The following is a 21,862-nucleotide window of genomic DNA, read 5'->3' as shown; positions in this document are numbered from 1 at the left end:
AGGCCAAAAGGCACTAACAAACACTGCAAACCCTCAGTACCCGATAACGGCGGGGAACCGGTTTGAATTACTTCCGAATCGCGACCCAAAAACAATCAGCGCCGGGTTGGTTCAAACAGCTACCAAGGGGGTATCTCCAAGGCCAGGGTCCGAGAATGCTTGCAGCCTGTGGCATTCTCTCTCTGGAGGGTCTTCGCCTGAGAGCGTTGTCCTCGGTCGAGGCTTTTTCATCATCAAAACCAGCAAACCTGCTAGGAGTCACTATAGAGCATTTGAGAAGGAAAAGCAAGCCTATTTTTGAGCATGTTTTTCCAGCGGGTTGGGAATAATCCCCTTGACTTCCTCTCAGAAAAGGGTGGGCGAGATGACCCAATCTTCCTCGATACGCAAATCCCATACGGGTGATGAAAAACTCTCTTCTGCGCTGGAGGAGAATCACGAGCTGTTTGTCAATGCGTTCAAGCACTGCTCTGACCTTGTGTTTCGCGAGATCGAATTTGAACAGGAACGGGCTTTTCTGGTGTTTTTGGACGCGTTGATCAAAGCGGATGACCTGCATGAGAACGCGCTGAAGCCGTTGTTGCTCCATGTAAAAAGGCTGGACGCAGTGGACGAAACCAGCACGCAAGACTTGGAGCAACGCGTGATCACACTTTCACAAGTGCTGAAAATCGACAAGCAGCAAGACGCGATCAACGCCGTGCTCGACGGCAACGCGGTGCTGTTTCTCGACGGGTGCCCCGAAGCGCTGATCTTAAGCGCGACCGGAGGCACGCGGCGCGGGGTGGAAGAACCGGCGACCGAAGCGGTGATTCGCGGGCCGCGTGAAGGATTTACGGAAAGCCTTTCCGTCAACCTCGGGCTGTTGCGCTTTAAGATCAAGTCCGCGTCGCTGAAAACCCGGTCGTTCTCGATCGGGGAACACACCAAGACGCGGGTGTTGTTGTGCTATATGGAGAACCTCGTCGACCCCGCCGTGATCGAAGAGGTGCACAAACGGCTGGAGCGCATCAAAATCGACGGGGTGCTGGAGAGCGCGTACATCGAGGAATTTATCGAAGACCAGCCCTATTCGCCGTTTCCGCAGATGCAGTACTCCGAGCGGCCGGACACGATCGCCGCGCAGCTGTTGGAGGGGCGGTTTGCGATCTTCGTCGACGGGACGCCGTTTGTGCTGACCGGGCCGGTGACGTTCTGGCAGTTTTTGCAAGCGAGCGAAGATTATTACGAACGCTACATCGTCGCGAATTTGCTCCGGTGGCTCCGGTATGTGTTTTTGTTCCTCGCGCTGTATTTGCCGGCGCTCTATATCGCCGTGACGACGTTTCACCAAGACATGCTGCCGACGAGTTTGTTGCTTTCGGTCGCGACGGCGAGGGAGAGCATTCCGTTTCCGGCGATCGTGGAGGCGTTTATCATGGAGATCGCGTTTGAAGCGTTGCGGGAAGCGGGGATTCGCTTGCCGAAGACGGTGGGCCAAGCCGTCTCCATCCTCGGGGCGCTCGTGATCGGGCAAGCGGCGGTGCAGGCGGGGATCGTCTCGGCGCCGATGGTCATCATCGTCTCGCTGACCGGGATCGCGTCGTTTACGATTCCCCGTTACAACGCTTCCATCGCCGTGCGGATGCTGCGCTTTCCGATGATGGTGGCGGCGGGGTTGTTCGGCGTCTTCGGATTGGTGATCGCCACGATGCTGTTGACAGTGCATCTCTGCCATTTGCGCTCGTTTGGCGTGCCGTACCTCTCCGGCATCACTCCGTTTAACAAAACGGAACTCAAAGACATCCTGGTGCGCACGCCGTGGTGGAACCAAACCAAGCGCCCCAGCACGTTTTCGAAAAAAAACCGCAAACGCCTGCGCTCGCTCAAACCGTCGCCTGAAAACGGATCGGGAGGCGATGCCTGATGAAAGCCAAACGCGCGTGGCTGGCGGGGTTCCTGTTCGCGCCGCTGGTGCTCGCCGGCTGTTGGGACCGCCGCGAAATCAACGACGTGGCGTTTGTGATGGCCACGGGATTTGACAAGGTCGGCGACAACTACCGCGTCTCGATCCAAGTGCCGCTGCCCAGCCAACTCGGCGGCATCGGAGGCAGCGGCGGCGGGGGCGGCACGTCAGGGGAGAAATCTTGGTACGTGGAATCGATGACGGGCAAAACGGTTCGCGAAGCCAACGAGAAGCAGCAGAGTTCGCTGTCCCGCCAACTGTATTACGCACACCGCCGCGTGCTGTTGATCGGCGAAGAAGCGGCACGCGAAGGCGTCAAGCAATACATGGACATCATCGCCCGCATCCCGCAAAACCGCCTCGGCACGTTTGTGATGATCACGAAGGGCGAGACGCGCAACGTGCTGAACACCGAGCAGAGCATCGAGCAGTTTCCGGCGGAGATGATGCGCGAACTGGCGCAGAATTCAATGCGCAAACCGCGCACGGCAAAACACTTCATCGAAACGTTGCTCTCCGACGGCATCGATCCGATCGCCCCCGCGTTTGAAGTCGCCAAAACGCAATCCGGCTCCGGCAAGGAAAAAACCACGATCAAACTCAGCGGCATGGCGGTCTTCAAAGAAGGGAAACTCGCCGGAATCTTGAACGAAGACGACTCCAAAGGCATGCTCGTCGTCATGAACCAAGCGCTGCAACCTCTATACGTCTTGCCAGCCCCCAAAGGGAAGGGGGAAATCTCCGTTCTCTTGCAAAACGTGGACACCGACATCCATCCGGAGTTTCAGGGCGGCAAACTCAAGATGCGCTTGAAGATTCGCGGCAGAGGGTCGGTGCTGGAAAACTCGTCCGACTATGACATGACGGCGCAATCGAATCTGGAAGCGCTGGAGATGCAACTGGACCTCCAGATGCAAAAAACGATCCTGCACACGATCGATCTCTTGCGCAAGGAGTACCAATCCGACCCGATCGGCTTTGGCGACACTGTCTACCGCGAATTCCCGGATCAATGGAAAAAGCTCCGCCAAGACTGGCAATCGCATTATGAAGCGATGAGCGTCGAGGTGATTTCGCAGATTCACATCGTGCACACGGGCTCGATCAATTTGCCGTTCGGGTACAAGGAAGGGGAGATCAAGCGATGAACACCGTGATCGTGCAAGCGATTCTGACGATCGGACTCGTCCTCCTGCTGGAATGGCGGTTGATCAAACGAGAGCCCGGCAGCACGCGCCTGCTCTACTTTTCCATGCTGGGGCTCTCCTGCTGCATCTGGATCTATCTCGGAGCGGTCGCAACCCCCGTGCGGCCGTCGACGTGGCTGGAACACTTGCTGGCCCCGGTCGCGCTTTTGAATGTGAGCGGGGAGTAAAGGAGCGCACTTATGGAACGGATCTCAAAACGTCAAGCGATGTGGATGGGAGCGGGCATCAGCTTCGACGCGACCTTGATTTCTCTCCCGGCCCAACTGATGGGCCTCTCCCGGCAAGATTCCTGGTTGGTGTATCTGCTGGCAGGCGCGGTCGTGGCGGTGTGTTTGTGGATGTTGATTCGGGTGTCCAAGCGCTTTGAAGGGTCTGACCTCTATGAAGCGTTGGTTCGCCGCTTCAAGGTGGCAGGGCGAGGCGTCGTGCTTCTGTACACGCTGTTGATTTTTTTCATCTTGTGCCGCGACTTGCGGATGTTGACCGACTTCGTGAACATCCAGCTCCTGCAAAAAACGCCGCTGATGGCAATCTCGCTCCTCGTCGCCGTCACGATCGTTTTCATTGCCCGCGGCGGGATCGAGATGCTCGGGCGCATCACGGAGTTGTACCTGCCGCTGCTGTTGCTCGTCGTGTTGACGTTGCCGCTGTTGACCGCCAAGGAGTTTGAGCCGCGCTACTTCAAACCGGTCTTGGACAGCGGAATTCCGCAAGTGCTGAAAAGCGGGTGGATGGCGTTTGGCTATCTGACCGAAATCCTGATCTTGCCGTTCATCCTGCCTTATAAGATCTTCAACATGCGCAACGGGCTGATCGGGCTTGGCGGCGGCGTGTTTTTCTTGACGTTGCTCATCGCGTTGGACTTGTTGACGTTGGGACCGCACATCGGCTCCCGGTTTATGTATCCGAACATCGAGTTGATCCGCCAGATTCGCATCACCGACTTCTTGGACCGTTTTGACATCGCCGTCATTTCGATTTGGCTGCCTTCGATCGTCACCAAGATCGGCTACGGGGTGTACATCGTCTCGCACGGCCTGCACCGCGTGTTCCCGAGCGCGTCCGCCCAACGGCTGACGACCGGGGTGGGCGCGATGGCGATGACGTGTTCGATGTGGTTTTTTGAAAACTCGATCCAATTGCTGAAACTCAACTACGCGTGGCCGGCCGTCATGGCGGTGTACGGCGTGCTGGTGCCGCTGTTGCTCTTGCTGTTTCTTCGACCGCGAAAAAATCAACTTTCGTAACACAATCGACAAACACGACGCAGGGAGTTTATGGCATTCTAAAAAGAGTACAACCATGAGGGAGGAAGAGACTGATGACGTTACATACCGAATGGCTGCAAGTGGAACAGGGCGGCCAACAGATCAGCCTGTACACCGCGCGCTTGGAGAATGCCAAGACTCCGCTTCCGGTCGTCGTGGTGATTCAAGAGATTTGGGGCACCGACGAGCACATCCGTCATGTGGCACGCCGTTTTGCCGAAGCGGGATATCTCGCGGTGGCGCCGGATCTCTACGCAGAGGGCGGCAAGCGCAAACCGGGTCTGGAAGAGAACCGCATCGAAGCGGCGAAGAAATTCCTCGATTCCCTTCCGCACGGCGCATGGTTTGATGAAGAACAGCGTGCCGCAGAACTGGCGAAACTGCCGGAGCCGACCCGCACGGAAGTTTCGGAAACGATGATGGCGCTGTTTGGCGGCATGGCGGCGAACGGTCCGGTGTTCCTCTCGATTCTGCAGGGCACCGTTGATTTCTTGAAGACCTACGAACACAGCTTTGGGCAAAAAGTCGGCTCCGTCGGCTTCTGCATGGGTGGCATGCTCTCTGCAGCGCTGGCGAATCAGACCGACTTGGGCGGCGCGATCGTGTTCTACGGCCGTCTGAACCCGGAGAACACCGCGAACGTCTCCTGCCCGGTGCTGGGCTTCTTCGGCGAAAACGACCCGAACATCAACGCGATGATTCCGGACTACGCCAAAGCGATGCAAGAAGCGGGCAAAGAGTTCGAATACCAAATCTACCCGGGCGCAAGTCATGCGTTTTTTAACGACACCCGCGTTTCTTACAACGTCGACGCCGCGCGCGACGCGTTGGCGCAGTCGCTGGAATTCTTCCGCACGGTGTTGGTGCAAGCGTAAGGCAAGCGTGCAAACAAAATTGATAACAGCAGGCAAGAGGTCGTCCGCAGATGCGGGCGGCTTTTTTTGTTTGTATATTCCTTTTGAATATTTAGAAAATAGGGATTCCAAAAAGTTGGTTGATATGATAATATTTTTTTAAATAAAAACATGTTTTGATCATTCAGTCATATATATAAACTACAAACAAAGGGTGGTGAAGGACGACTGGAACCGATACAGGCACGAGATCATACTCTTCACGTGCAATGGCTGGGCCGTGGTGACTGTCCCGTCGCGCCCCTTACGGAACTTGCAACGGCGTTTGGGCTGAATCTGGTGTTCGATGAAACTATTTCAGCGCAGCCGATCATGACTGAAATTTCAAATAACCAAGTTCGGTTGACGGGATTGAGCGTTTCCCGCACCCAACCGATCTTGCTTGTCGATTGCGACTCGCTCACCGTGGAGGGGCGGCCTGCCGATCTCCATGTGTGCGGGGAGAGCCCGGAGTGGGAGCACGGGTGGCGGAACGTGATTTTCGCTTCCGGCTGTTCGAGGGAGGCGCTTTTGCAAGCGTTTTCCGATGTGCTGTTGGGTTGGGCCGATGACCGTCGGCAGGAAGGACGCGAGCGTCCGTTGTTGCAGCGGTCGGCAGGGAAGTGGGTGTTCGGTGACGAGCAGAAACGGATCGTGCAAGACCGCGTCTGTTTTGATCTCCAAACTCCGCCTCGGGAGTCGGGCCGCATCCTGTGGGTCTACGCCAATCCGTACATCGACTTGTTGGCAGGGCCGTACGGGCTGGAGATTCTCGACAGCATCTGCCGGGAGAGCGGGTTCGTGACGAAACTGACCAATCCGTTCACGGAGTTTCTCGACCCGATGCGCGGTTTGCAAGAGCTGGTCGACCGCTTTCAACCGCAGATGATCGGCATCTCGTTTCGCAACATGGACGACGCGCTGATCATCCACTCGTTGGACGGAGATCCCGAGTCGGTCGATACGTTGGAGATGTTTCCGGAAGTTCGGCGGGTGGCGGAGGCGTTGCGCGGGTTTCGCGGGCCGGTTTTTATCGGCGGAGCGGCGTTCGGGATGTCACCGGAGCAGTTTTTGGATGCGTTGCAACTGGAGTACGGCATCTACGGCGCGGCAGATCCGGCGATCTCGCAGTTGTGCGAGGCCTGGACTTCCGACGTGTTGGGAGCCGACCCCGGCGATCACGGCAAGTTTCGTGAACTCTGGTCACAATTGCCAAGCGCCCTCTGGCGGGAAGGCGGAGCGGTGCGGCGAAACGATGCGGCGCGAACGCGCGTGTTGACGCAAACGCCGCGCATCAAACGCACGTGGGCGTTCTCGTACAAAAACGTCCGCGACTATCTGCCCGAGCCGGTGCGCGGTGCGCAAGGCTGTCCGCTGGCGTGCAGCTATTGCGTCGAGTCGGTCAACCGGATGCGCATGAGCTTTCGGTCGGTGGAGCAAGTCGTCGACGAGATCGAGTTCTCGCTGCGCCGCTACGGGATTCGCGTGTTTCACATCGCGGACTCGGAAGCCAACGTCCCGATGGATCGTTTGACGGGGCTGGCGAAGGAGATCGTTCGCCGCAACTTGCATCATGAGATTTTGTGGACCGCGTATTTGAACGCAAGGCCGTTTGAAGCGGCTGCGATTCCCCTGCTGGTGGAGTCCGGGTTGTACCGGTTCAAGTTCGCGTTCGACCATTTCGATGATCGCGTGTTGCAAAGCTACCATAAGAACTTCCGCGAGAAGGACTTGGAAGCGATCCTCGACGCGTTTGAACCGTACATCGGGCATATCCAGCTGTACGCGGGGATCTTGCTCGGCGGACCGGGAGAGGACGAATCGACGCTGGCGTATGCGATGCAACGGATGAAAGAGCATGCGAAGCGCGGGTTCACGTTTTACTACAACGTCGGGGTGCGCATCTATCCGGGCACGCCGTTTGGGAAGCAATTTCTGGAGAATCCCGACGCGTCCGGCTACTACGGACCGGGGAAGAGCGACGGCGGGTTGAGCGCGTTGATCTACTCGGCGCCGGAAGCGCCCCGCGTGTTGGCGGCGCGCTTGGAAGAGAGGTTCCAAGACACGCCCCGCGTGTTTCGCATGAACAAGGAAAAAACCACCGGGATCGGCTACGAGGCGTATCGGCAATATCTGGTCGCTTGGAACGCGTGGCTGGACGGCCGGTGGCAGGAAGCGTACGCCACGCTCGACGGGATTGAACAATTGGAACAGTTGCGCGAAGGCGTGGCGTTGCAACGCCTCTTGCGGATGAAGTTGCGCCAGACAGTGCCCACAAACCTACTTGGAGGTGGAAGCCGATGAAAGTTGCACTTGTAAGGCCGTTGCTGTCCGGGAGCGGCTTTAACGGATACCCGTTAAACTTGCTGATCTTGGCCGCGGCGATCCGGGAGGTCGGACATCATCCGGTCATCTGTGACTATGATTATCTCAAAGAACTCGACCCGAGTTGGGACAGCCCCGAGTTTGCCGCGCGCGCAGCCGAGGACATCTTGAGCAACCGCCCCGATCTTGTGGGGATCACCGCCATGTGCAGCAACTATGTGCTCGCCGTCGACTTGGCGAACGAGATCAAAAAGCGCGCTCCGCACGTGCACATCACGTTTGGCGGGCCGCACGTCTCGCTGTGTCCCGAGGAAACGCTGAACAGCTTTCCGTCTGTGGACAGCTGCGTGATCGGGGAAGGGGAGATCACGTTCCCGGAACTGCTCGGCAAGCTGGAGTTTGACGAAGACTTGTCCGAAACTCTCGGCATCGCGTACCGCGACGGCGAAGGGAATCCGGTGAAAACACCGCCGCGCCCGCTGATGAAAGACATCACGCTCTCGCCGCGCCCGGCGTACGATCTCGTGGATATGCAGTCGTACATCGATCACTCCAAAGACCTCTATATGCAAATCTACGCCGGCAGCGGATGCCCGTTTGACTGCGTGTTCTGCTCGACCAGCATCGTCTGGGAGCGCAAGTACCGCGTGATGGGAGCGGAGCGTGTCGTCGATGAGATTGCGTACCTGCACAACACGTACGGCGTGACGCACTTTAACTTGATGCACGACAATCTGTCGTCGAATAAACCGTACATTCACGGGATCGCCGAACAGATCGTGCAGCGCGGGTTGAAGATCAACTGGGGCTTCAGTTCCCGCATCGACACCCTCGATGAGAAGACCTGTCAGATCACGGCGGCTGCCGGTTGCAACTACATCTTCTTCGGCGTGGAAAGCGCTTCCGAGAAGATTCAGAAAGTGATCGGAAAACGCCTGAAAGTGACGGCGATCCACAAGACCCTGCGCCACTGCTTGGAGAACGGCATCTTGCCGACGACCTCGTTCATCTTGGGGTTCCCGGAAGAGGAGAAGGAAGACGTGGAAGCGACGGTGCGCTTGGCGTTTGCCTGCAAGATCAACGGCGCATGGCGGTCCTTCATCAACTTGCTCAGCCCCTACACCGGAACCCGCCTGATGCGCGAATCGGAGAAGCTGGTGCTGGACTGGGATCATGTGAACACGTCGATGATGAACTTCTTGTACGACAAGCACAAAACCGCGATCGAAGAAAACCCGTACATCTACGCGAACTTTTTCTTCCTCGATTACTCGAAGTCGTACATGGACCAACGCGACTACTCCGCTCTGGTGGACTTTTACACGATGTGCCTCTTCAAGTATCCGTTCACCATTCATTTCTTGATCAACGCTCTGGACATCTCGCCGGTCGACCTGTTCGAGGTATACCGCCAGCGCGTGCAAGCGATGTCGCCGGCGGAGCGCGACAACTTGGCGATCGAAATCACCGAGGAAGACCTGTTCGAGATCGCCGGGGAACAGCACGCGTACGACTTGGTCAGCGCGCTGCGCTACGACCAATCGATCTTCACCGCGTCGCATCAACCGACCGGAAGCCGCATCTTGTACCAAGGGTCGGTCTACCTCGCCGATACGATTCCGGACAATTTGCTGGAGCAAGACATCATCCTGCCGGGCGTGCGCTATTTCATGCACGAGAACATCGGCGGTCAATTGGCGACGTATGAATTGACGAACGTGCAATACGAGACGTTCTTGAAGCAAAACATCCCGAGCCTGCTGCCGGAGAAGTGGGAACAGACCGTGTTTGGATCCCCGGAGGAGATCGCCAATGCTTAATCTTAACCTGAACCCGTTCCCGACCCTGCTCAAATTCGACCAGCAGTTGCCCGTCTACAATTGGTACTATCCGTTCCCAAGCGACGAGGACGATGTGGTGGACACGGTGGACGCGATGCGCACGATTCCGGTTTCAAAGGACGGATACCGGGCGCTGTACTTCCACATCCCGTTTTGTGACACGCTCTGTACGTTCTGCCCGTTCTTCCGCTCGACGGCGTACACGTACCACGAGTTTATCGATCAGTACCTCGAAGCGCTGTTCCTCGAAATGGCGTGGAAGTCGCAATTCCCCGGCATCGGCAACGTGCCGGTTGACATCATCGCCGTCGGCGGGGGAACGCCCTCGGTCTTGAGCGCGGAGCAAATTCGCCGCTTCGGCGCCAAACTGCGGGAGAATTTCGACTTGAGCGAACTCAAGGAATTCACGTTCGAGTTGGAGGTTAAGAGCGTCACGCAAGAGAAGCTCGCCGCGATGAAGGCAATCGGCGTCAACCGCGTCAGTTTCGGCATCCAGACGTTCAACGAGACGTTCCGCGAAGTGTTCAACATCACGTCAAGCGTAGAGCAAGTGCGCCAAGTCGCGAAGTGGGCCGTTGAAACGTTCGACTACGTCAACGTCGACATGATCTACGGCATCGCGGGGCAATCGCTCGACGATCTGCTCGAAGAAGCGGAAGCCGCGATGGCGCTCGGTACCGCCACGATCGACTTCTATCCGCTCAACAACATGTCCGCTTCCTTGAAGATGCACCGTTCGATCAAGGAAAAAGGGCTGACTCCGCTGTCGCCGGCGACCAAGATCTCGTACCGCATGTTCTTGGACGAATACATGCGCGCCAAGGGCTATCACCCGATCAACGGCTACAGCTACACGCGTGTGCAGCAACCGCCCAAGGAGCGCCAAGTGATCGTTCGCGAACCGGTGTTCCTCTACCACGACATGCTCTACGGGTACAAAGGCGACGAAGTGATCGGCTTTGGCTCCAGCGCCATCTCGCAAGTGCATCAGTATACGATGGTCAACCCGAACTCGATGGAAGGGTTCATCAAAGCGATGCACGAAGGGACGCTTGACGTCACGACGATCCAGAATCTCGACTGCCCGGAAAAAGGGATCGTCTACTTCCCGTACCGCGGCGTGTTGGAGAAGTCGCGCGTCGACTGGGCGCGGGTTCCGGAAGAAACGTTGGTCGCGTTGCAGCAAGCGGTCGACCAAGGGCTGGTGGTGGAAGACGCCGAGCGGTACACGCTGTCGCCGTCGGGCTGGCTGTTCTATGTGAATTTGGTCTATTTCCTCACGCCGTCAAAAGGCAAACAGTGGCTGTCCGAACGCATCCTGCTCCGGATCGAGGAGGGCCGCGAAGCGGACGAAGTCCAGTTGTACCAACTTACCTGATATGAGGGAGTCGTTTTGACCATGTGGTTAAATTGGTGGGAAGATCAGAAGCCGGATGGGCCGATGAAAACATTGAATTTTTTGACGCAAGTGACGCCGCTGACGTTTGATCCGGTGAAATCGTTTGATGTGGTCACGCGCAACATCATCGCGAATCTGTTCGAAGGGTTGCTCGTGCCCGATCCGCAAACGCTCGAAGTGCGTCCGGGGATTGCCAGCACGTGGGAAGTGGTGGAACCGAACCGCGTGTTCCGCTTCCATCTGCGCACGAACACGCGCTTCTCCGACGGAGAGCCGGTCTTGGTGGATGATGTGGTGTACAGTTTGCAGCGGATTCCCCAGTTCGAAGGAGTGGACATCTGGGTCACGGAAGATGCGCCGCGCTGGATTCGCATCGAGTTGAACCAAGTGATGCACAACTTCCTCGATTACTTGGCGACGCCGACTTTCAGCATCGTCTCGAAACAAAACGCAGAGCGACACGGCTTTGAGCGCGACACGCTCGTCACGTCCGGCCCGTTTCTGCTCAAGGAATCGTCGGAATTCGATCCTGCCCATCCGTCCTTGGTGCGGTTGGAGAAGAATCCCTACTACTGGGACGCGGAGAACGTCAAACTCGATGCGGTGACGTATGTGCCGGTCATGGATGCGGATGAGCGTCTGCGCCTGTTCAAAACGCGGTTTTCGCCGAACGGTCAGCGCTTGTACTACTTCCTCAACCACGCGCCGGTATTGCGGTATGAGGAGTTGAAGTGCGATCCGGAACTGCAGCCGATGCCCGTGTTGGCGACGATCGTGCTCACCCCGAATCAGCGCATCGCGCCGTTGCAGGACGTTCGCGTCCGCCGGGCGCTGTCGTTGGCGATCGACCGGCAGAAGGGGATCGACCGCGCCGTGCCGCATCTTCAACCGGCCGAAGGGCTGGTGCCGAGCACGATCCTCAAGTACCCCAAAGTGCGGGGGATGATTCGGGAGAACGAACAGGAAGCCCGCGCGTTGCTGCGCGAAGCCGGGTTTCCGGAGGGAGCGGGGGTTCCCGAACTCACCTTGACGTACTTCGACCATGAGTACATGGAACGTCTGGTGAACTCCTACATCGAAGATTGGGCGCGGGTGCTCGGCATCTCCGTTCGCGGAGTCCGCTTGTCGTGGGGCGAGTATCTGCAGCGTCTCGATGCCGGAGAGTACGACCTGCTCTATGAGACCTGGCATACCGACATCGCCGACCCGGGTTCGTTCTTGATCCCGCTCTCGACCGATCATCCCTTCAACACCGCGAATTTCTCGCAGGCGGATTATGACGACCTGCTGGAGCAATCGCTGCAAGAAGAGGACGAAGGGAAGCGCATGGAGTTGTGCGTGCAGGCGGAGCGCATCGCCTTGCAGGAGATGGCGACGATTCCGCTGATGTACGAGTCGCACTTCTGCATGGTCGATTCGGGCGTGAAGGGCGCTGTCTTGAACCAAGCCGCGATCCTCCCTCTGAAATATGTAGAAATCTTGCCGTAAGTAAATCATGACTTCCTTGAAGGGAGGTGATAAAATGGAAAAACAACAAGTTCTGGTTGCTGAGGTTGTAGAAACCCAAGAAACTGTTGAGACCGTGGTCAACGCGGAGAAGCTCTCCAAGCAAGTAACCCTGACCCCGAAGCGTCTCACCAAAGTCGCGACCATGCGTCTCCTGTCCGAGTGGTAAGATGCCTCTCGAAGATACAGACTGCCTGACACATCGGGTGGTCTGTATCTTCATTTTTACATTTCTCTTCGTCGTTACATGCAAAGGAGTGAGAAGAGTTGAGCCAAACTGTTCCAGGAAACGGCCCTGCTTTTCGGGATGTTGTTCGCAACCGCAATTATATGTTGTTATGGCTGGGACAGACCGTCTCGCAACTGGGCGATGCGCTCACGATCGTCGCCTTGCCGCTGTTGATTTACTCCATGACACAATCGGTCACCTCGATGACGTTGACGTTTGTGATCGAGTCGGTGCCGTGGATTTTCATCGGGCCGTTTGCGGGTGTTCTCGTGGATCGGATGAACCGGCGCACGGTGCTGATCGGAGTGGACTTGCTGCGGGCCGTCTGCGTCGCGATGATTTTCTTCTCCACGTCTGTCGGGTTCATCTACGTGCTGTGCTTCTTGACCCAAACGTTGGCAGCGATTTTTGCGCCGGCTCGATCTGCCGTCATCCCGGAGTTGATTGAGCGTGAACTGTACGTCAAAGCCATCGGTCTGTCGCAAAGCTCGTTCCAGACGGTGCAGATTGTGGGTCCGTTCCTCGCGACGGGCGTGATCGCGTTGTTCGGCGGTCCGCGCGCCTCGTTTCTCGCCGACACGGTGACGTTCTTGGTCGCGGTGTCGCTGACGCTGATGATCCAATTCCCGAAGCAGGCGGAGAAAGCCGCTCCAACCCAGCGCCCTTCGTTTTTTAAATCGTTCGGCGAGGGTGCGTCGTATCTGTTCGGACATAAGGTCTTGCGCTATGTGACGATGATCAACTTGCTGAAGGGGATCACCCAATCGGTCGTGTTGACCAGTTCGGTGCTGTATTGCAAGACCCAGTTGCAGATGTCTGCGGAATCGAGCGACCGGCTGTACAGCGTCGTGGTTGCCGCCCTTGCGATCGGCATCATCTTGGGCACCACGATCATTTCGTCGATGGACAAGAAAATCGACCGCCGCTTCTTGATCATCGGCGGCTTGATGTTCCAAGGGTTGACGTTCCTCTCGATCCAGTTCCATCCGGGCCCGATCTTGTTGGTGGGGCTGTACGGACTGTCCGGTTTCTTCGCCAGCGGCGCGTTGACGCCCGTCTCGGCTTGTTACGCGGAATCCACGCCCAACGAAGTGCGGGGCCGTGTCTATTCGGTGGTCAACTCGCTGATTCGCGTGGCGCTCGCCGTCGGATACTTCGCGGCGGGGATGATCGGAGAGCGTTTCGGCGCTCTGACGCTGCTCACGTGCGGCGGGCTGCTCTTGGTGCTCGCGACACCGCTCCTCACGGTGGTGTTGCGAGGATTCAGCGCGCTAAGCCCCAAGCAACCGCCGCTGCCGCAAGCTCCGACCGCTTCGGCCAAGTAAGTTTTTTCTAAAGTAATAAGCCCTTCTCGCCGACCCTGTGAGGTTCGGGAGAAGGGCTTTTTTCGTGCGGTTGTTTTGCGGTTAGGAGGCGCTGACTTCCGATTCTGCCGTTTGGCGGGGCGGAGTCTCCGGGTACGGGAACAGGTGATGCAGCGGCACGGCGTGACCGTATTGGTTGTTGTAGACGATGTGCTCGCGGGTGAACTTGCGCGGCGAGTCGAGACCGCAAGCGGCGGCGAGCGCGTAGAGGCCGTAGCGCATCGAGAGGATGTAGTTCATGACCCGCCACTGCTTTTCTTCCGGCACGAGCGCGTCTTGGTATTTCGGATCGGTGGTGGTGATGCCCGCCGGGCATTTGCCGGTGTGGCATTGCAGCGCCATGATGCAGCCGTTTGCCATCATGAACCCGCGCGCCGAGTTGACGGCGTCGGCGCCGATCGCCATCGCGATGGCGACTTTGTCCGGCGAGATCAGTTTGCCGGACGCGATGATCTTAAATTTGTCGCGGATGCCGAAGTGCAACGCGGTGTCGACGACGGTGATCAGCGCCGGATAGAGCGGGAGACCCATCGTGTCGGCCATCGCTTTGTACGTCGCCCCCGAACCGCCTTCGCCGCCGTCGACGGTGAGGAAGTCGGGATACACGTCCATCTCGATCATCGTCTGGAAAAATTGTTCCAACTTGGCTTGCTGCCCGACGACGATCTTCACGCCGACCGGTTTGCCGCCCTCTTCTTGGAGCAGGCGGACGAACTCCAGCATTTCTTCCGCGTTGGTGAGGAAGGGGAAGCGGTTCGGCGAGTTGATCGTTTTGCCGACCGGGACTTTGCGGACGGCGGCGATTTTGGCGTTGACTTTGCTGCCTTCGAGGTGCCCGCCGCGAATCTTCGCGCCCTGCGCCATTTTTAACTCAAACGCTTTGATGTTGGGAAGAGCGGCTTTGGCGCGAAATTCGTCGAGGGAGAACTGGCCGTTCTCGTCGCGATAGCCGAACATCCCCGGCCCGATCTGCGCCACGACGTCGACGCCGGACGCCAAGTGCTCTTCGACCACGCCGCCTTCGCCGGTGTTGATCCACGAACCGCCTGCCATCGCGGCTCCGTGGCCGGTGGAGAGGATGTAGTTTTCGCCGACCGCACCGTAGGAAGTCGCCGAAGCGCCGAACATGCCGCTGAGTCTCCACGGCGTTTGTCGGTCGGCGCCGATGAGCAGGGTGTCGGCGTCGTCGTACAGCCATTTCGGGGATTCGTCGGTGATCAAGTTCTCCTTGCGCGAGAAGATGCCTTCCTTATGAATGACATACTTCTTGGCCTGCACGACGTCCGCGTTGTTGACGCGCAGTTCGCTGGTCAGCAGCGGGAACATGTCGTTGGCGATGTAGTACCCCGGCTGCTCGAAGTCGCGCTTGGAGCCAAACGAGATCAAATCTTGCCGGTACTTTGCGGAAAACACCAACCCGATAAACTCCGCTCGTGAAAACGGTTTCCCCGCATTGTCGTCATCGAACCAATATTGCCGGAACTCCGGGCCGAGCTTTTCCAGCAGGTAGCGAATCCAGCCCAGGTACGGGTGCTGGCGGATGATGGAGTGCTGCGCTTTGCGCGAGAGGAAATAGAGCTGGATGGCCAGCGCGGCCGGAATTGCGATGATCACGAAGATGAGGACGGTGAGAATTGTGGTCACCAAAAGACTTCACATCCCTTTCAGAAATTTCGTTCCTTTAATCAGTATAACAAAAGCGACGGGCAGGTAGATAAATTTTTCCAAACGATAACTAAGGGAAAATGATGCGGACGAAAGTTTTAATCATCGAAATAATGGATTTTTTTCTGTAAATATTTCAGTGAATATCCATGAATAAACTTGTATGGGGAAAAACGGACGAGGCAAGAGAAACCGCAGTCTTTCAAAGGGTTTGATTTTGGGGGGAACCAAAACAAAGCATAACTTTATTCAGTGTAAACTCCTTAGTTATTTACAATGTTGGTTTTTAATAATTTTGATCGTATCGAACATTGACAGAGAAATTTTTATTAGATATCATTTTGAAACAGTGATAAAAATAAAAAATTCAATCAGCAGTATGGACAGAAACGAGTGGGTTACATCATGAACGCGGGGAGAGGTGCACATGGCTTTTGAGGGCAAAGTGTACGATCTGATTGGAGTTGGCTTTGGTCCGTCGAACTTGTCGTTGGCGGTGGCCGTCGCCGACGAGATGGAGAACGCAGGCGCAGACTGGAACCTCGAGATGCTGTTCTTGGAGCAGAAGCCTGGCTTTGTTTGGCATGAGGGGATGTTGATCAAAAACACCAACATGCAGATTTCCTTCATGAAAGACCTCATCACCTTGAGAAATCCGAAAAGCCGTTTCACGTTTCTGAATTACATCAAGGAGCAAAACCGCTTGGACGAGTTTATCAACCTCAAGGAGTTCTACCCGACCCGAATCGAGTTTAACGACTACATGGCGTGGGTGGCGCAGCACTTTGAAAATTGCGTGCGCTATGGACAAACGGTCACGTCGATCCATCCGGTGACAGGGCAGGACGGCGAAGTTGAGTACCTGGAAGTTTCGGTTACCGATGCGGACGGTCAAGCTTCCGTGTTCCGCACAAGACATCTCGTGGTGGCTTCCGGAGGCACTCCCACGTTCCCGGCAACGGTGGACGTCCCGCAAGCGGACAACGTGTTCCACTCGCACAACTTCCTCTATCGGTTGAACCAGCAGTTTTCCAACAGCGAAGAGCCGTATCGCTTCTTGATCGTCGGCGGCGGGCAGAGCTCGGCGGAGATCTTCACGCATCTGGTCGGCTCCTATCCGAACGCGGACGTCACCGTGGCCATGCGGGCGTTCAACTACAAACCGGCGGACGGCAGTGAACTGGTCAACCAGATCTTCTTCCCGGAGATGACCGATTTCTTCTATGAACTGTCGCCGGAGAACCGGGAAAAAATGCTCCGCGCGCACTACAACACAAACTACGCGGTCGTCGACTCCTCGCTGATCCGCAGCATCTACAAGATGCTCTACGACCAACGGGTGGTCGGCGTCGACCGCTTCCGCATCCTCTCGTTCTTGGAGTTGAAAGAGCTGTCGACCCAAGCGGGGGAAGTTTTCGCAATGTTTGAAAATGTAATGACGAGAGAAACAGTTCAGCTGCAAAGCGACGCAGTCATCATGGCGACAGGCTATGACCGTCCGAAGCGCCATCCGCTCTTGAAGAGCTTGGAGCCGTTCTTGGTAACGGTGGAGGACGGCGGCTACGAGATCGAGCGCGAGTACCGCCTCGTGACGAAGGCAGGTTTCAAACCGAGCATCTTCGTCCAAGGCGTCAACGAAGGAACGCACGGCCTCAGCGACACGCTGCTGTCGGTGTTGCCGTATCGGGCTTCTGAGATCTTGCGTTCGCTGCATCAACAGATGCGCACGGTAATCAACTCTGACGAAGTGACCATTGGCTGGTAGGGAGGACACACCATGTACATTCTTCGCGCACAAGACAGCACCGTGACTCAGGAGTACGGCATTCAATGCCGCCGTTTGTATCCGTGGAAAGACGTTGTGCAACCGCCGTTCGGCTCGTTGCTCGGCGTCGTGGAGCCGGGGGAGACTTCGAGCCCGCACAACCATCACGAAGGCGAGACGTTTTTTATCGTACGCGGTTCGGGGTTGATGAAAGTCGACGATGAGACGGCGGAAGTCAGCGCAGGCGATCTGATCTACATGCCGGCGTTCACGAAGCACTCGTTGAAAAACACTTCCGCCACCGAACAGCTCGTGTTCCTGACGGTGTGGTGGGAAGACATGAAGCTGGTGGCAGAAGCGCTGCAACATGAGGAACTCAAACAGGCGAACCGCCCGACCTCCGTACTGGTCACGGCGACGCCGCCGACTCCCAACGGCGACTTGCACCTCGGCCATCTCTCCGGTCCGTACGTCGGAGCGGATATGTACAAGCGGTACTTGATCATGCGCGGGGTGAAAGCGTTTTATCTCTCCGGCGCGGACGATCACCAAAGCTACGTGCCGCTCAAAGCGAGCCAAACCGGCCGCACGGCGCGCGAGACGGTCGATCTGTTTGCGGGCCGCATTGAAAACACCTACCGCAACGCCGACATCGACATGGATTTGTTCGTGCGTCCCGACCGGTCGAAATTCCACATCGAGCGTGTCAGCGCGTTTTTCCGCAGCTTGTATGAAGCGGGCCATCTGATTGAGAAGGAAGTGCCGTCGCTGTACTGCGAGTCCTGCGACACGCACCTGTCGGAAGCGCATGTGCGCGGCCTCTGCCCGCATTGCAACTCCGCGTCGGACGGCAATGCCTGCGAGCAATGCTGCCGCCCGAACGACTGCGTCGATCTCGTCGACCCGGTTTGCAAGGGATGCGGCGGCACGCCGACCGAGCGCCCGCTGAAGCGTCTGTACTTCCCGCTGAAAACCCAAGAAGCGAATTTGCGCCGCTGGTACGAAACCGCTTCGATGGGCGAGCATCTGCGTTCGGTCTGCTTGAACATGCTGGCGGACGGGCTGCCGGACATCGCGGTGTCGCACGTGTCCGACTGGGGCATTCCGGTGCCGGTCGAAGGTTTCGAAGACCAACGCATCTACGTCTGGTTCGAGATGGCGCCGGGGTATCTGTCGGCGACAGAAGAGCTGATGGATCGCTTGGGTCTCTCCGAAGACTGGAAGACGTTCTGGAGCGAAGGGTCGTCGGAAATCGTGCAGTTCTTCGGCATCGACAACGGGTACTACCATGCGGTGCTGTTCCCGGCGCTGTGGATGGCGTTTGATGCCTCGATTCGCCTGCCGCAAACGTTCGTGACCAACGAATTCTACCGCCTCGATGAACTGAAGTTCTCGACGAGCCGCAATCACGCGGTGTGGGGCGATCAACTGCTCGCGGAGTACTCCACAGATGCCGTTCGTTTCTTCCTCGCGTACAGCCGTCCGGAAACGGAGCAAACCAACTTCACCCGCCAAGCGTTTACGTCGACCGTGCAAGCGGAATTGGTGGAATTGTGGAACGGTTGGCTGCAAAGTGTCGGCGAGAAAGTTCGCCAAGAGTTCGGGGGCATCGCGCCGGACGCCGGTGCATGGAGCGCCGCGCATAAGGACTTCTTCCTCCGTTTGAAAAAGCTGGCGGGAGAAGCGTCCGAAGCGTTTGAAGCGCCGACGTTCTCGCCGCAACGCGCAAGCCGCGTACTGTGCGAACTGGTGCGCGCGGCGATCTCCTTCGGACAAGCTCAAAACTGTTTGGCGGGCATCCAAGCGGCGTACGACGAGCGCCGCACGGGCATCGCGCTGGAGCTGACCGCCGTTAAAGTGCTGGCTCAAATCGCCGCGCCGATCATGCCGCAGTTTGCCGCGCACTTGCGCGAACAGCTCGGCGAGACGGAAGCTCCCCGCTGGGAAGACACGCCGAACTTGGTGCCGGGCGGACGCCGAATCGGAGCGTTTGCGCCGTACTTTGAGCCGGTGGTCTCTCCGACCAAACAAGAAGAGACGGTCGGAGCATGAGGAAGATCGGGGTGGCCGGGCCGTTCAGCGGCCCGCGCGCCGCGTACGGGGAGTTGCTGAAAAAAGGGGTCGCACAAGCGGCGCTGGAAGCAGGCCCTGAATTTGAGTGGCTGTTTTTTGACGATGCGGCGCTTCCCGAGCAAGCAGAAGTCGCGGCACAGAAGATGCGGGAGGCACAAGTGGAGGCTGTGATCGGCCATTTTAACAGCGCTTGTGCCAAGCGCGTTCTTCCACTATATAGAGATGCATCTCTTCCGTTTCTCGCGCCGGCGTCCACCAACGAACAGTTGACCGCAGCGGGCGAGGGCTGGATGTTGCGGTTCTGCCCGCATGACGGCCAGCAAGCGCACGCGGTGCTGGGCTTCGTGTCGGAGAGAGGGTGCCGTTCACTTGCTGTGCTCACTGACGATACGTTCTACGGGCAAGCGATGGCGGCCGGATTTCCCGATCGGTGGGAAGGGCTCGCCGTCCGGCGTCTGGAGACGGAAGACGAGAGCGTGCTGCGGGTGGATGCGGTGTTTTTTGCCGGGACGCACTTCAACAGTGCGCGGAGTGTGCGCGAGTTGCGGGAGCGGGGGTTTAAGGGATTGTTCGTGGCTTCCGACGACTCGAAGATCGAGGAATTCCTTGAGTTAAGCGAAGGGGCGGCGGAAGATTCGTATGTGCTCGGGTTTCACGAGACGTACGAAGAATCGTCGTACCGGGCGGCCGACTTGCTGTGGAAGACGTTGGCGGTTCACCCGGAGGTCCGAGGGCCGGAACTTCTTCGCTTGTTGCAGAGAGGGTCGAGTGACGTTTCGTTTACGGCGCAGGGCGAGCGGATCGGCATGGAATGGTCGATCTGGCAATGCGGCCGACGCGGGTTTACAAAGGAGCGTTGAGCGATGCAGACGGCTGATGTGGTGATCATCGGTGGAGGCGTGATCGGCGCCGCCATCTTGCATGAAGTGGCTCGATCGGGATTGGGACGTGCGGTGCTGTTGGAGAAATCCACGTTTGGCGCAGGTTCGACCGGCAAGTCGGGCGGTTTTTTGCGGGTGTATCACACCGATTCGTTTCTGTCCGATCTCGCGGCTGCCAGCTTTCACGAATTTCTGGAACTTCGTGCGCATATCGGGTATGTGCGCACGGGGTTGCTGATGTTGGAGAAGGCGGAGCGGGTAACGGAAATGGAGCGGGAAGTGGAGCGCCTGACGAAGTTGGGACACAACTTGCAAAGCTTGAGCGGCTCCGAGGGAGCCGAGCGGTTTGGCGGACTGGAGTGGCAGGGCGTAGGCGGTGCTGTCTACGAACCGGACGGCGGCTATGCCGACCCGGTGTTGACGACGCGCTTCTGGATCAAGGAAGCACGCAGCCGGGGAGCCCTCGCTTCGGAAGGGACGCAGGTGTTGGAAATTCTCCACGACAACGGACGCGTCACCGGCGTGCGGACGAACCGCGGCGTGATTCAAACGTCGTGCGTGGTGTTGGCGGCGGGCGCTTGGAGCGCGGAGTTGCTCCGTCCGATGGGGATCCAACTTCCGGTGCGCAGCAAGACGATTCAAATTCACTTCTTGATGAGACCGGAGGAAGCGGTGGAGCATCCGGCTTTTCTCGATGAGACGACCGATATCTACGCGCGCCCCGATCAGTCCGGCCTGTCCTTGGTCGGATTGCCGGTGGACGAATGGGACATCGACCCTGATCTCTCGGTTCCAGCCGATGACGCAGTGCGCTTGCGACAAGCGTCTGCCAAGCGGCTGCCATGGTCGGAGAGCGCCTGGGTTTCGGGCGGCAGACGCAGTTTCGACGGGTACACCCCGGACGGGCGCGGGCTGCTGAAACCGGCAGACGAAGTACAAGGTTTGCTGTATGCGGTGGGCTGGAACGGCGGCGGTTACAAACTCGCCCCGGAGATCGCCCGTCGCGTGGTGCAAGACATTCAAAACAGGAAATGAGGAATGAAACATGGCAGTGACGGTACGCCGGACGACGCGCGACGACCGCGCGCTCGTGCTCCCGTTGATCAAAGGGTATCTCGATTTCTATGAAGTGGCGCATCCGGCAGACGAAAAGCTCCACGCGCTGCTCGACACGCTGGAGTTGCAACCGGAGCGCGGCTTGCAGTTCATCGCGGAAGTGGACGGAAAACCGGTCGGGTTTGCGACGCTGTATTCGACGTTCAGCACCCTGCGCGCGCAAAAAGCGATGGTGATGAACGACCTGTTCGTCCTCCCGGAAGCGCGCAAGCACGGCGTGGGACAAGCGCTGTTTCAAGCGTGTGCGAACTATGTGAAAGACAACGGCTACGCGTTCATGGAATGGGTGACCGCAAGCGACAACGAGACCGCGCAACGCTTCTATGAAGCGCAAGGCGCAACGCGCGGCACTTGGGTCGGCTACAGCGTGTAAGAGGAGAAGGG

17 protein-coding genes are annotated in these 21,862 nt (G+C 57.7%); 16 read left to right on the top strand and 1 reads right to left on the bottom strand.

Annotated features, from left to right (window positions below):
- Positions 1–364: 364 nt before the first annotated feature.
- The 11 genes from EL26_RS13805 to EL26_RS13760 all read left to right on the top strand — a co-directional run bounded on the left by EL26_RS13805 (position 365) and on the right by EL26_RS13760 (position 13,939).
- On the top strand, positions 365–1,906 hold the full coding sequence (locus EL26_RS13805; RefSeq protein ID WP_052036371.1) for a spore germination protein: 1,542 nt from the start codon (positions 365–367) through the stop codon (positions 1,904–1,906).
- Positions 1,906–3,093: a Ger(x)C family spore germination protein gene (locus EL26_RS13800; RefSeq protein ID WP_052036370.1), complete on the top strand. Its 1,188-nt coding sequence runs from the start codon at positions 1,906–1,908 to the stop codon at positions 3,091–3,093. The genes EL26_RS13805 and EL26_RS13800 overlap by 1 nt, the downstream gene beginning before the upstream one ends.
- The gene (locus tag EL26_RS13795) at positions 3,090–3,320 is read left to right on the top strand and encodes a hypothetical protein (protein ID WP_038089878.1); all 231 of its coding nucleotides are present in this window, start codon (positions 3,090–3,092) and stop codon (positions 3,318–3,320) included. The genes EL26_RS13800 and EL26_RS13795 overlap by 4 nt, the downstream gene beginning before the upstream one ends.
- A 12-nt stretch (positions 3,321–3,332) precedes the next feature.
- Positions 3,333–4,400: a GerAB/ArcD/ProY family transporter gene (locus EL26_RS13790; RefSeq protein ID WP_038089990.1), complete on the top strand. Its 1,068-nt coding sequence runs from the start codon at positions 3,333–3,335 to the stop codon at positions 4,398–4,400.
- A 74-nt stretch (positions 4,401–4,474) separates the two neighbouring features.
- On the top strand, positions 4,475–5,296 hold the full coding sequence (locus EL26_RS13785; RefSeq protein WP_038089875.1) for a dienelactone hydrolase family protein: 822 nt from the start codon (positions 4,475–4,477) through the stop codon (positions 5,294–5,296).
- A 351-nt stretch (positions 5,297–5,647) separates the two neighbouring features.
- Positions 5,648–7,618, top strand: coding sequence for a B12-binding domain-containing radical SAM protein (locus EL26_RS13780; RefSeq protein WP_081857201.1), 1,971 nt, complete (start codon positions 5,648–5,650; stop codon positions 7,616–7,618).
- Positions 7,615–9,459 carry a B12-binding domain-containing radical SAM protein gene (locus EL26_RS13775; protein ID WP_038089870.1) on the top strand — a complete coding sequence of 615 codons (1,845 nt, stop codon included), beginning with the start codon at positions 7,615–7,617 and terminating at the stop codon, positions 9,457–9,459. The genes EL26_RS13780 and EL26_RS13775 overlap by 4 nt, the downstream gene beginning before the upstream one ends.
- A complete protein-coding gene (locus EL26_RS13770) occupies positions 9,452–10,858 on the top strand; it encodes a coproporphyrinogen-III oxidase family protein (RefSeq protein WP_052036369.1) in 1,407 nt (468 codons plus the stop codon). The genes EL26_RS13775 and EL26_RS13770 overlap by 8 nt, the downstream gene beginning before the upstream one ends.
- Positions 10,859–10,879: 21 nt before the next feature.
- Positions 10,880–12,367, top strand: a complete 1,488-nt coding sequence (locus tag EL26_RS13765) for a peptide ABC transporter substrate-binding protein (protein WP_038089867.1) — start codon at positions 10,880–10,882, stop codon at positions 12,365–12,367.
- Between the two features lie 34 nt (positions 12,368–12,401).
- Positions 12,402–12,554, top strand: a complete 153-nt coding sequence (locus tag EL26_RS25535; protein WP_161780732.1) for a hypothetical protein — start codon at positions 12,402–12,404, stop codon at positions 12,552–12,554.
- 98 nt (positions 12,555–12,652) lie between these two features.
- Positions 12,653–13,939: an MFS transporter gene (locus EL26_RS13760; protein ID WP_152559268.1), complete on the top strand. Its 1,287-nt coding sequence runs from the start codon at positions 12,653–12,655 to the stop codon at positions 13,937–13,939.
- Positions 13,940–14,020: 81 nt separating this feature from the next.
- Here EL26_RS13760 and EL26_RS13755 read toward each other — a convergent pair whose 3' ends face one another.
- Positions 14,021–15,625, bottom strand: coding sequence for an FMN-binding glutamate synthase family protein (locus EL26_RS13755; RefSeq protein ID WP_173424623.1), 1,605 nt, complete (start codon positions 15,623–15,625; stop codon positions 14,021–14,023).
- 445 nt (positions 15,626–16,070) lie between these two features.
- Between EL26_RS13755 and EL26_RS13750 the strand changes: the two genes are divergently transcribed.
- The 5 genes from EL26_RS13750 to EL26_RS13730 are packed head-to-tail and all read left to right on the top strand — an operon-like array spanning position 16,071 to position 21,851.
- Positions 16,071–17,408 (top strand): lysine N(6)-hydroxylase/L-ornithine N(5)-oxygenase family protein, encoded by a 1,338-nt coding sequence (locus EL26_RS13750; protein ID WP_052036368.1) that lies wholly within the window; start codon positions 16,071–16,073, stop codon positions 17,406–17,408.
- Positions 17,409–17,420: 12 nt separating this feature from the next.
- Positions 17,421–19,460, top strand: a complete 2,040-nt coding sequence (locus tag EL26_RS13745; RefSeq protein WP_052036367.1) for a class I tRNA ligase family protein — start codon at positions 17,421–17,423, stop codon at positions 19,458–19,460.
- Positions 19,457–20,341 carry a branched-chain amino acid ABC transporter substrate-binding protein gene (locus EL26_RS13740; RefSeq protein WP_038089861.1) on the top strand — a complete coding sequence of 295 codons (885 nt, stop codon included), beginning with the start codon at positions 19,457–19,459 and terminating at the stop codon, positions 20,339–20,341. Before EL26_RS13745 ends, EL26_RS13740 begins: the two co-directional genes overlap by 4 nt.
- A gap of 3 nt (positions 20,342–20,344) precedes the next feature.
- On the top strand, positions 20,345–21,397 hold the full coding sequence (locus EL26_RS23830) for an NAD(P)/FAD-dependent oxidoreductase (RefSeq protein ID WP_052036366.1): 1,053 nt from the start codon (positions 20,345–20,347) through the stop codon (positions 21,395–21,397).
- Positions 21,398–21,407: 10 nt separating this feature from the next.
- Positions 21,408–21,851, top strand: a complete 444-nt coding sequence (locus EL26_RS13730) for a GNAT family N-acetyltransferase (protein ID WP_038089858.1) — start codon at positions 21,408–21,410, stop codon at positions 21,849–21,851.
- Positions 21,852–21,862 lie beyond the last annotated feature (11 nt).

It is taken from the genome of Tumebacillus flagellatus (assembly GCF_000714935.1).
Classification (GTDB): Bacteria; Bacillota; Bacilli; order Tumebacillales; family Tumebacillaceae; genus Tumebacillus; species Tumebacillus flagellatus.
The sequence above is the reverse complement of the archived record's forward strand: the minus strand, read 5'-3'. Positions and strand labels throughout refer to the sequence as shown.

Excerpts from the sequence above, each read along its gene's own strand:
- EL26_RS13790 (WP_038089990.1), top strand. The coding sequence starts at position 3,333 with ATGGAACGGATCTCAAAACGTCAAGCGATGTGGATGGGAGCGGGCATC.
- EL26_RS13805 (WP_052036371.1), top strand. The coding sequence starts at position 365 with ATGACCCAATCTTCCTCGATACGCAAATCCCATACGGGTGATGAAAAA.
- EL26_RS13795 (WP_038089878.1), top strand. The coding sequence starts at position 3,090 with ATGAACACCGTGATCGTGCAAGCGATTCTGACGATCGGACTCGTCCTC.
- EL26_RS13775 (WP_038089870.1), top strand. The coding sequence starts at position 7,615 with ATGAAAGTTGCACTTGTAAGGCCGTTGCTGTCCGGGAGCGGCTTTAAC.
- EL26_RS13780 (WP_081857201.1), top strand. The coding sequence starts at position 5,648 with ATGACTGAAATTTCAAATAACCAAGTTCGGTTGACGGGATTGAGCGTT.
- EL26_RS13800 (WP_052036370.1), top strand. The coding sequence starts at position 1,906 with ATGAAAGCCAAACGCGCGTGGCTGGCGGGGTTCCTGTTCGCGCCGCTG.
- EL26_RS13740 (WP_038089861.1), top strand. The coding sequence starts at position 19,457 with ATGAGGAAGATCGGGGTGGCCGGGCCGTTCAGCGGCCCGCGCGCCGCG.
- EL26_RS13750 (WP_052036368.1), top strand. The coding sequence starts at position 16,071 with ATGGCTTTTGAGGGCAAAGTGTACGATCTGATTGGAGTTGGCTTTGGT.
- EL26_RS13770 (WP_052036369.1), top strand. The coding sequence starts at position 9,452 with ATGCTTAATCTTAACCTGAACCCGTTCCCGACCCTGCTCAAATTCGAC.
- EL26_RS13745 (WP_052036367.1), top strand. The coding sequence starts at position 17,421 with ATGTACATTCTTCGCGCACAAGACAGCACCGTGACTCAGGAGTACGGC.
- EL26_RS13730 (WP_038089858.1), top strand. The coding sequence starts at position 21,408 with ATGGCAGTGACGGTACGCCGGACGACGCGCGACGACCGCGCGCTCGTG.
- EL26_RS23830 (WP_052036366.1), top strand. The coding sequence starts at position 20,345 with ATGCAGACGGCTGATGTGGTGATCATCGGTGGAGGCGTGATCGGCGCC.
- EL26_RS25535 (WP_161780732.1), top strand. The coding sequence starts at position 12,402 with ATGGAAAAACAACAAGTTCTGGTTGCTGAGGTTGTAGAAACCCAAGAA.
- EL26_RS13785 (WP_038089875.1), top strand. The coding sequence starts at position 4,475 with ATGACGTTACATACCGAATGGCTGCAAGTGGAACAGGGCGGCCAACAG.
- EL26_RS13765 (WP_038089867.1), top strand. The coding sequence starts at position 10,880 with ATGTGGTTAAATTGGTGGGAAGATCAGAAGCCGGATGGGCCGATGAAA.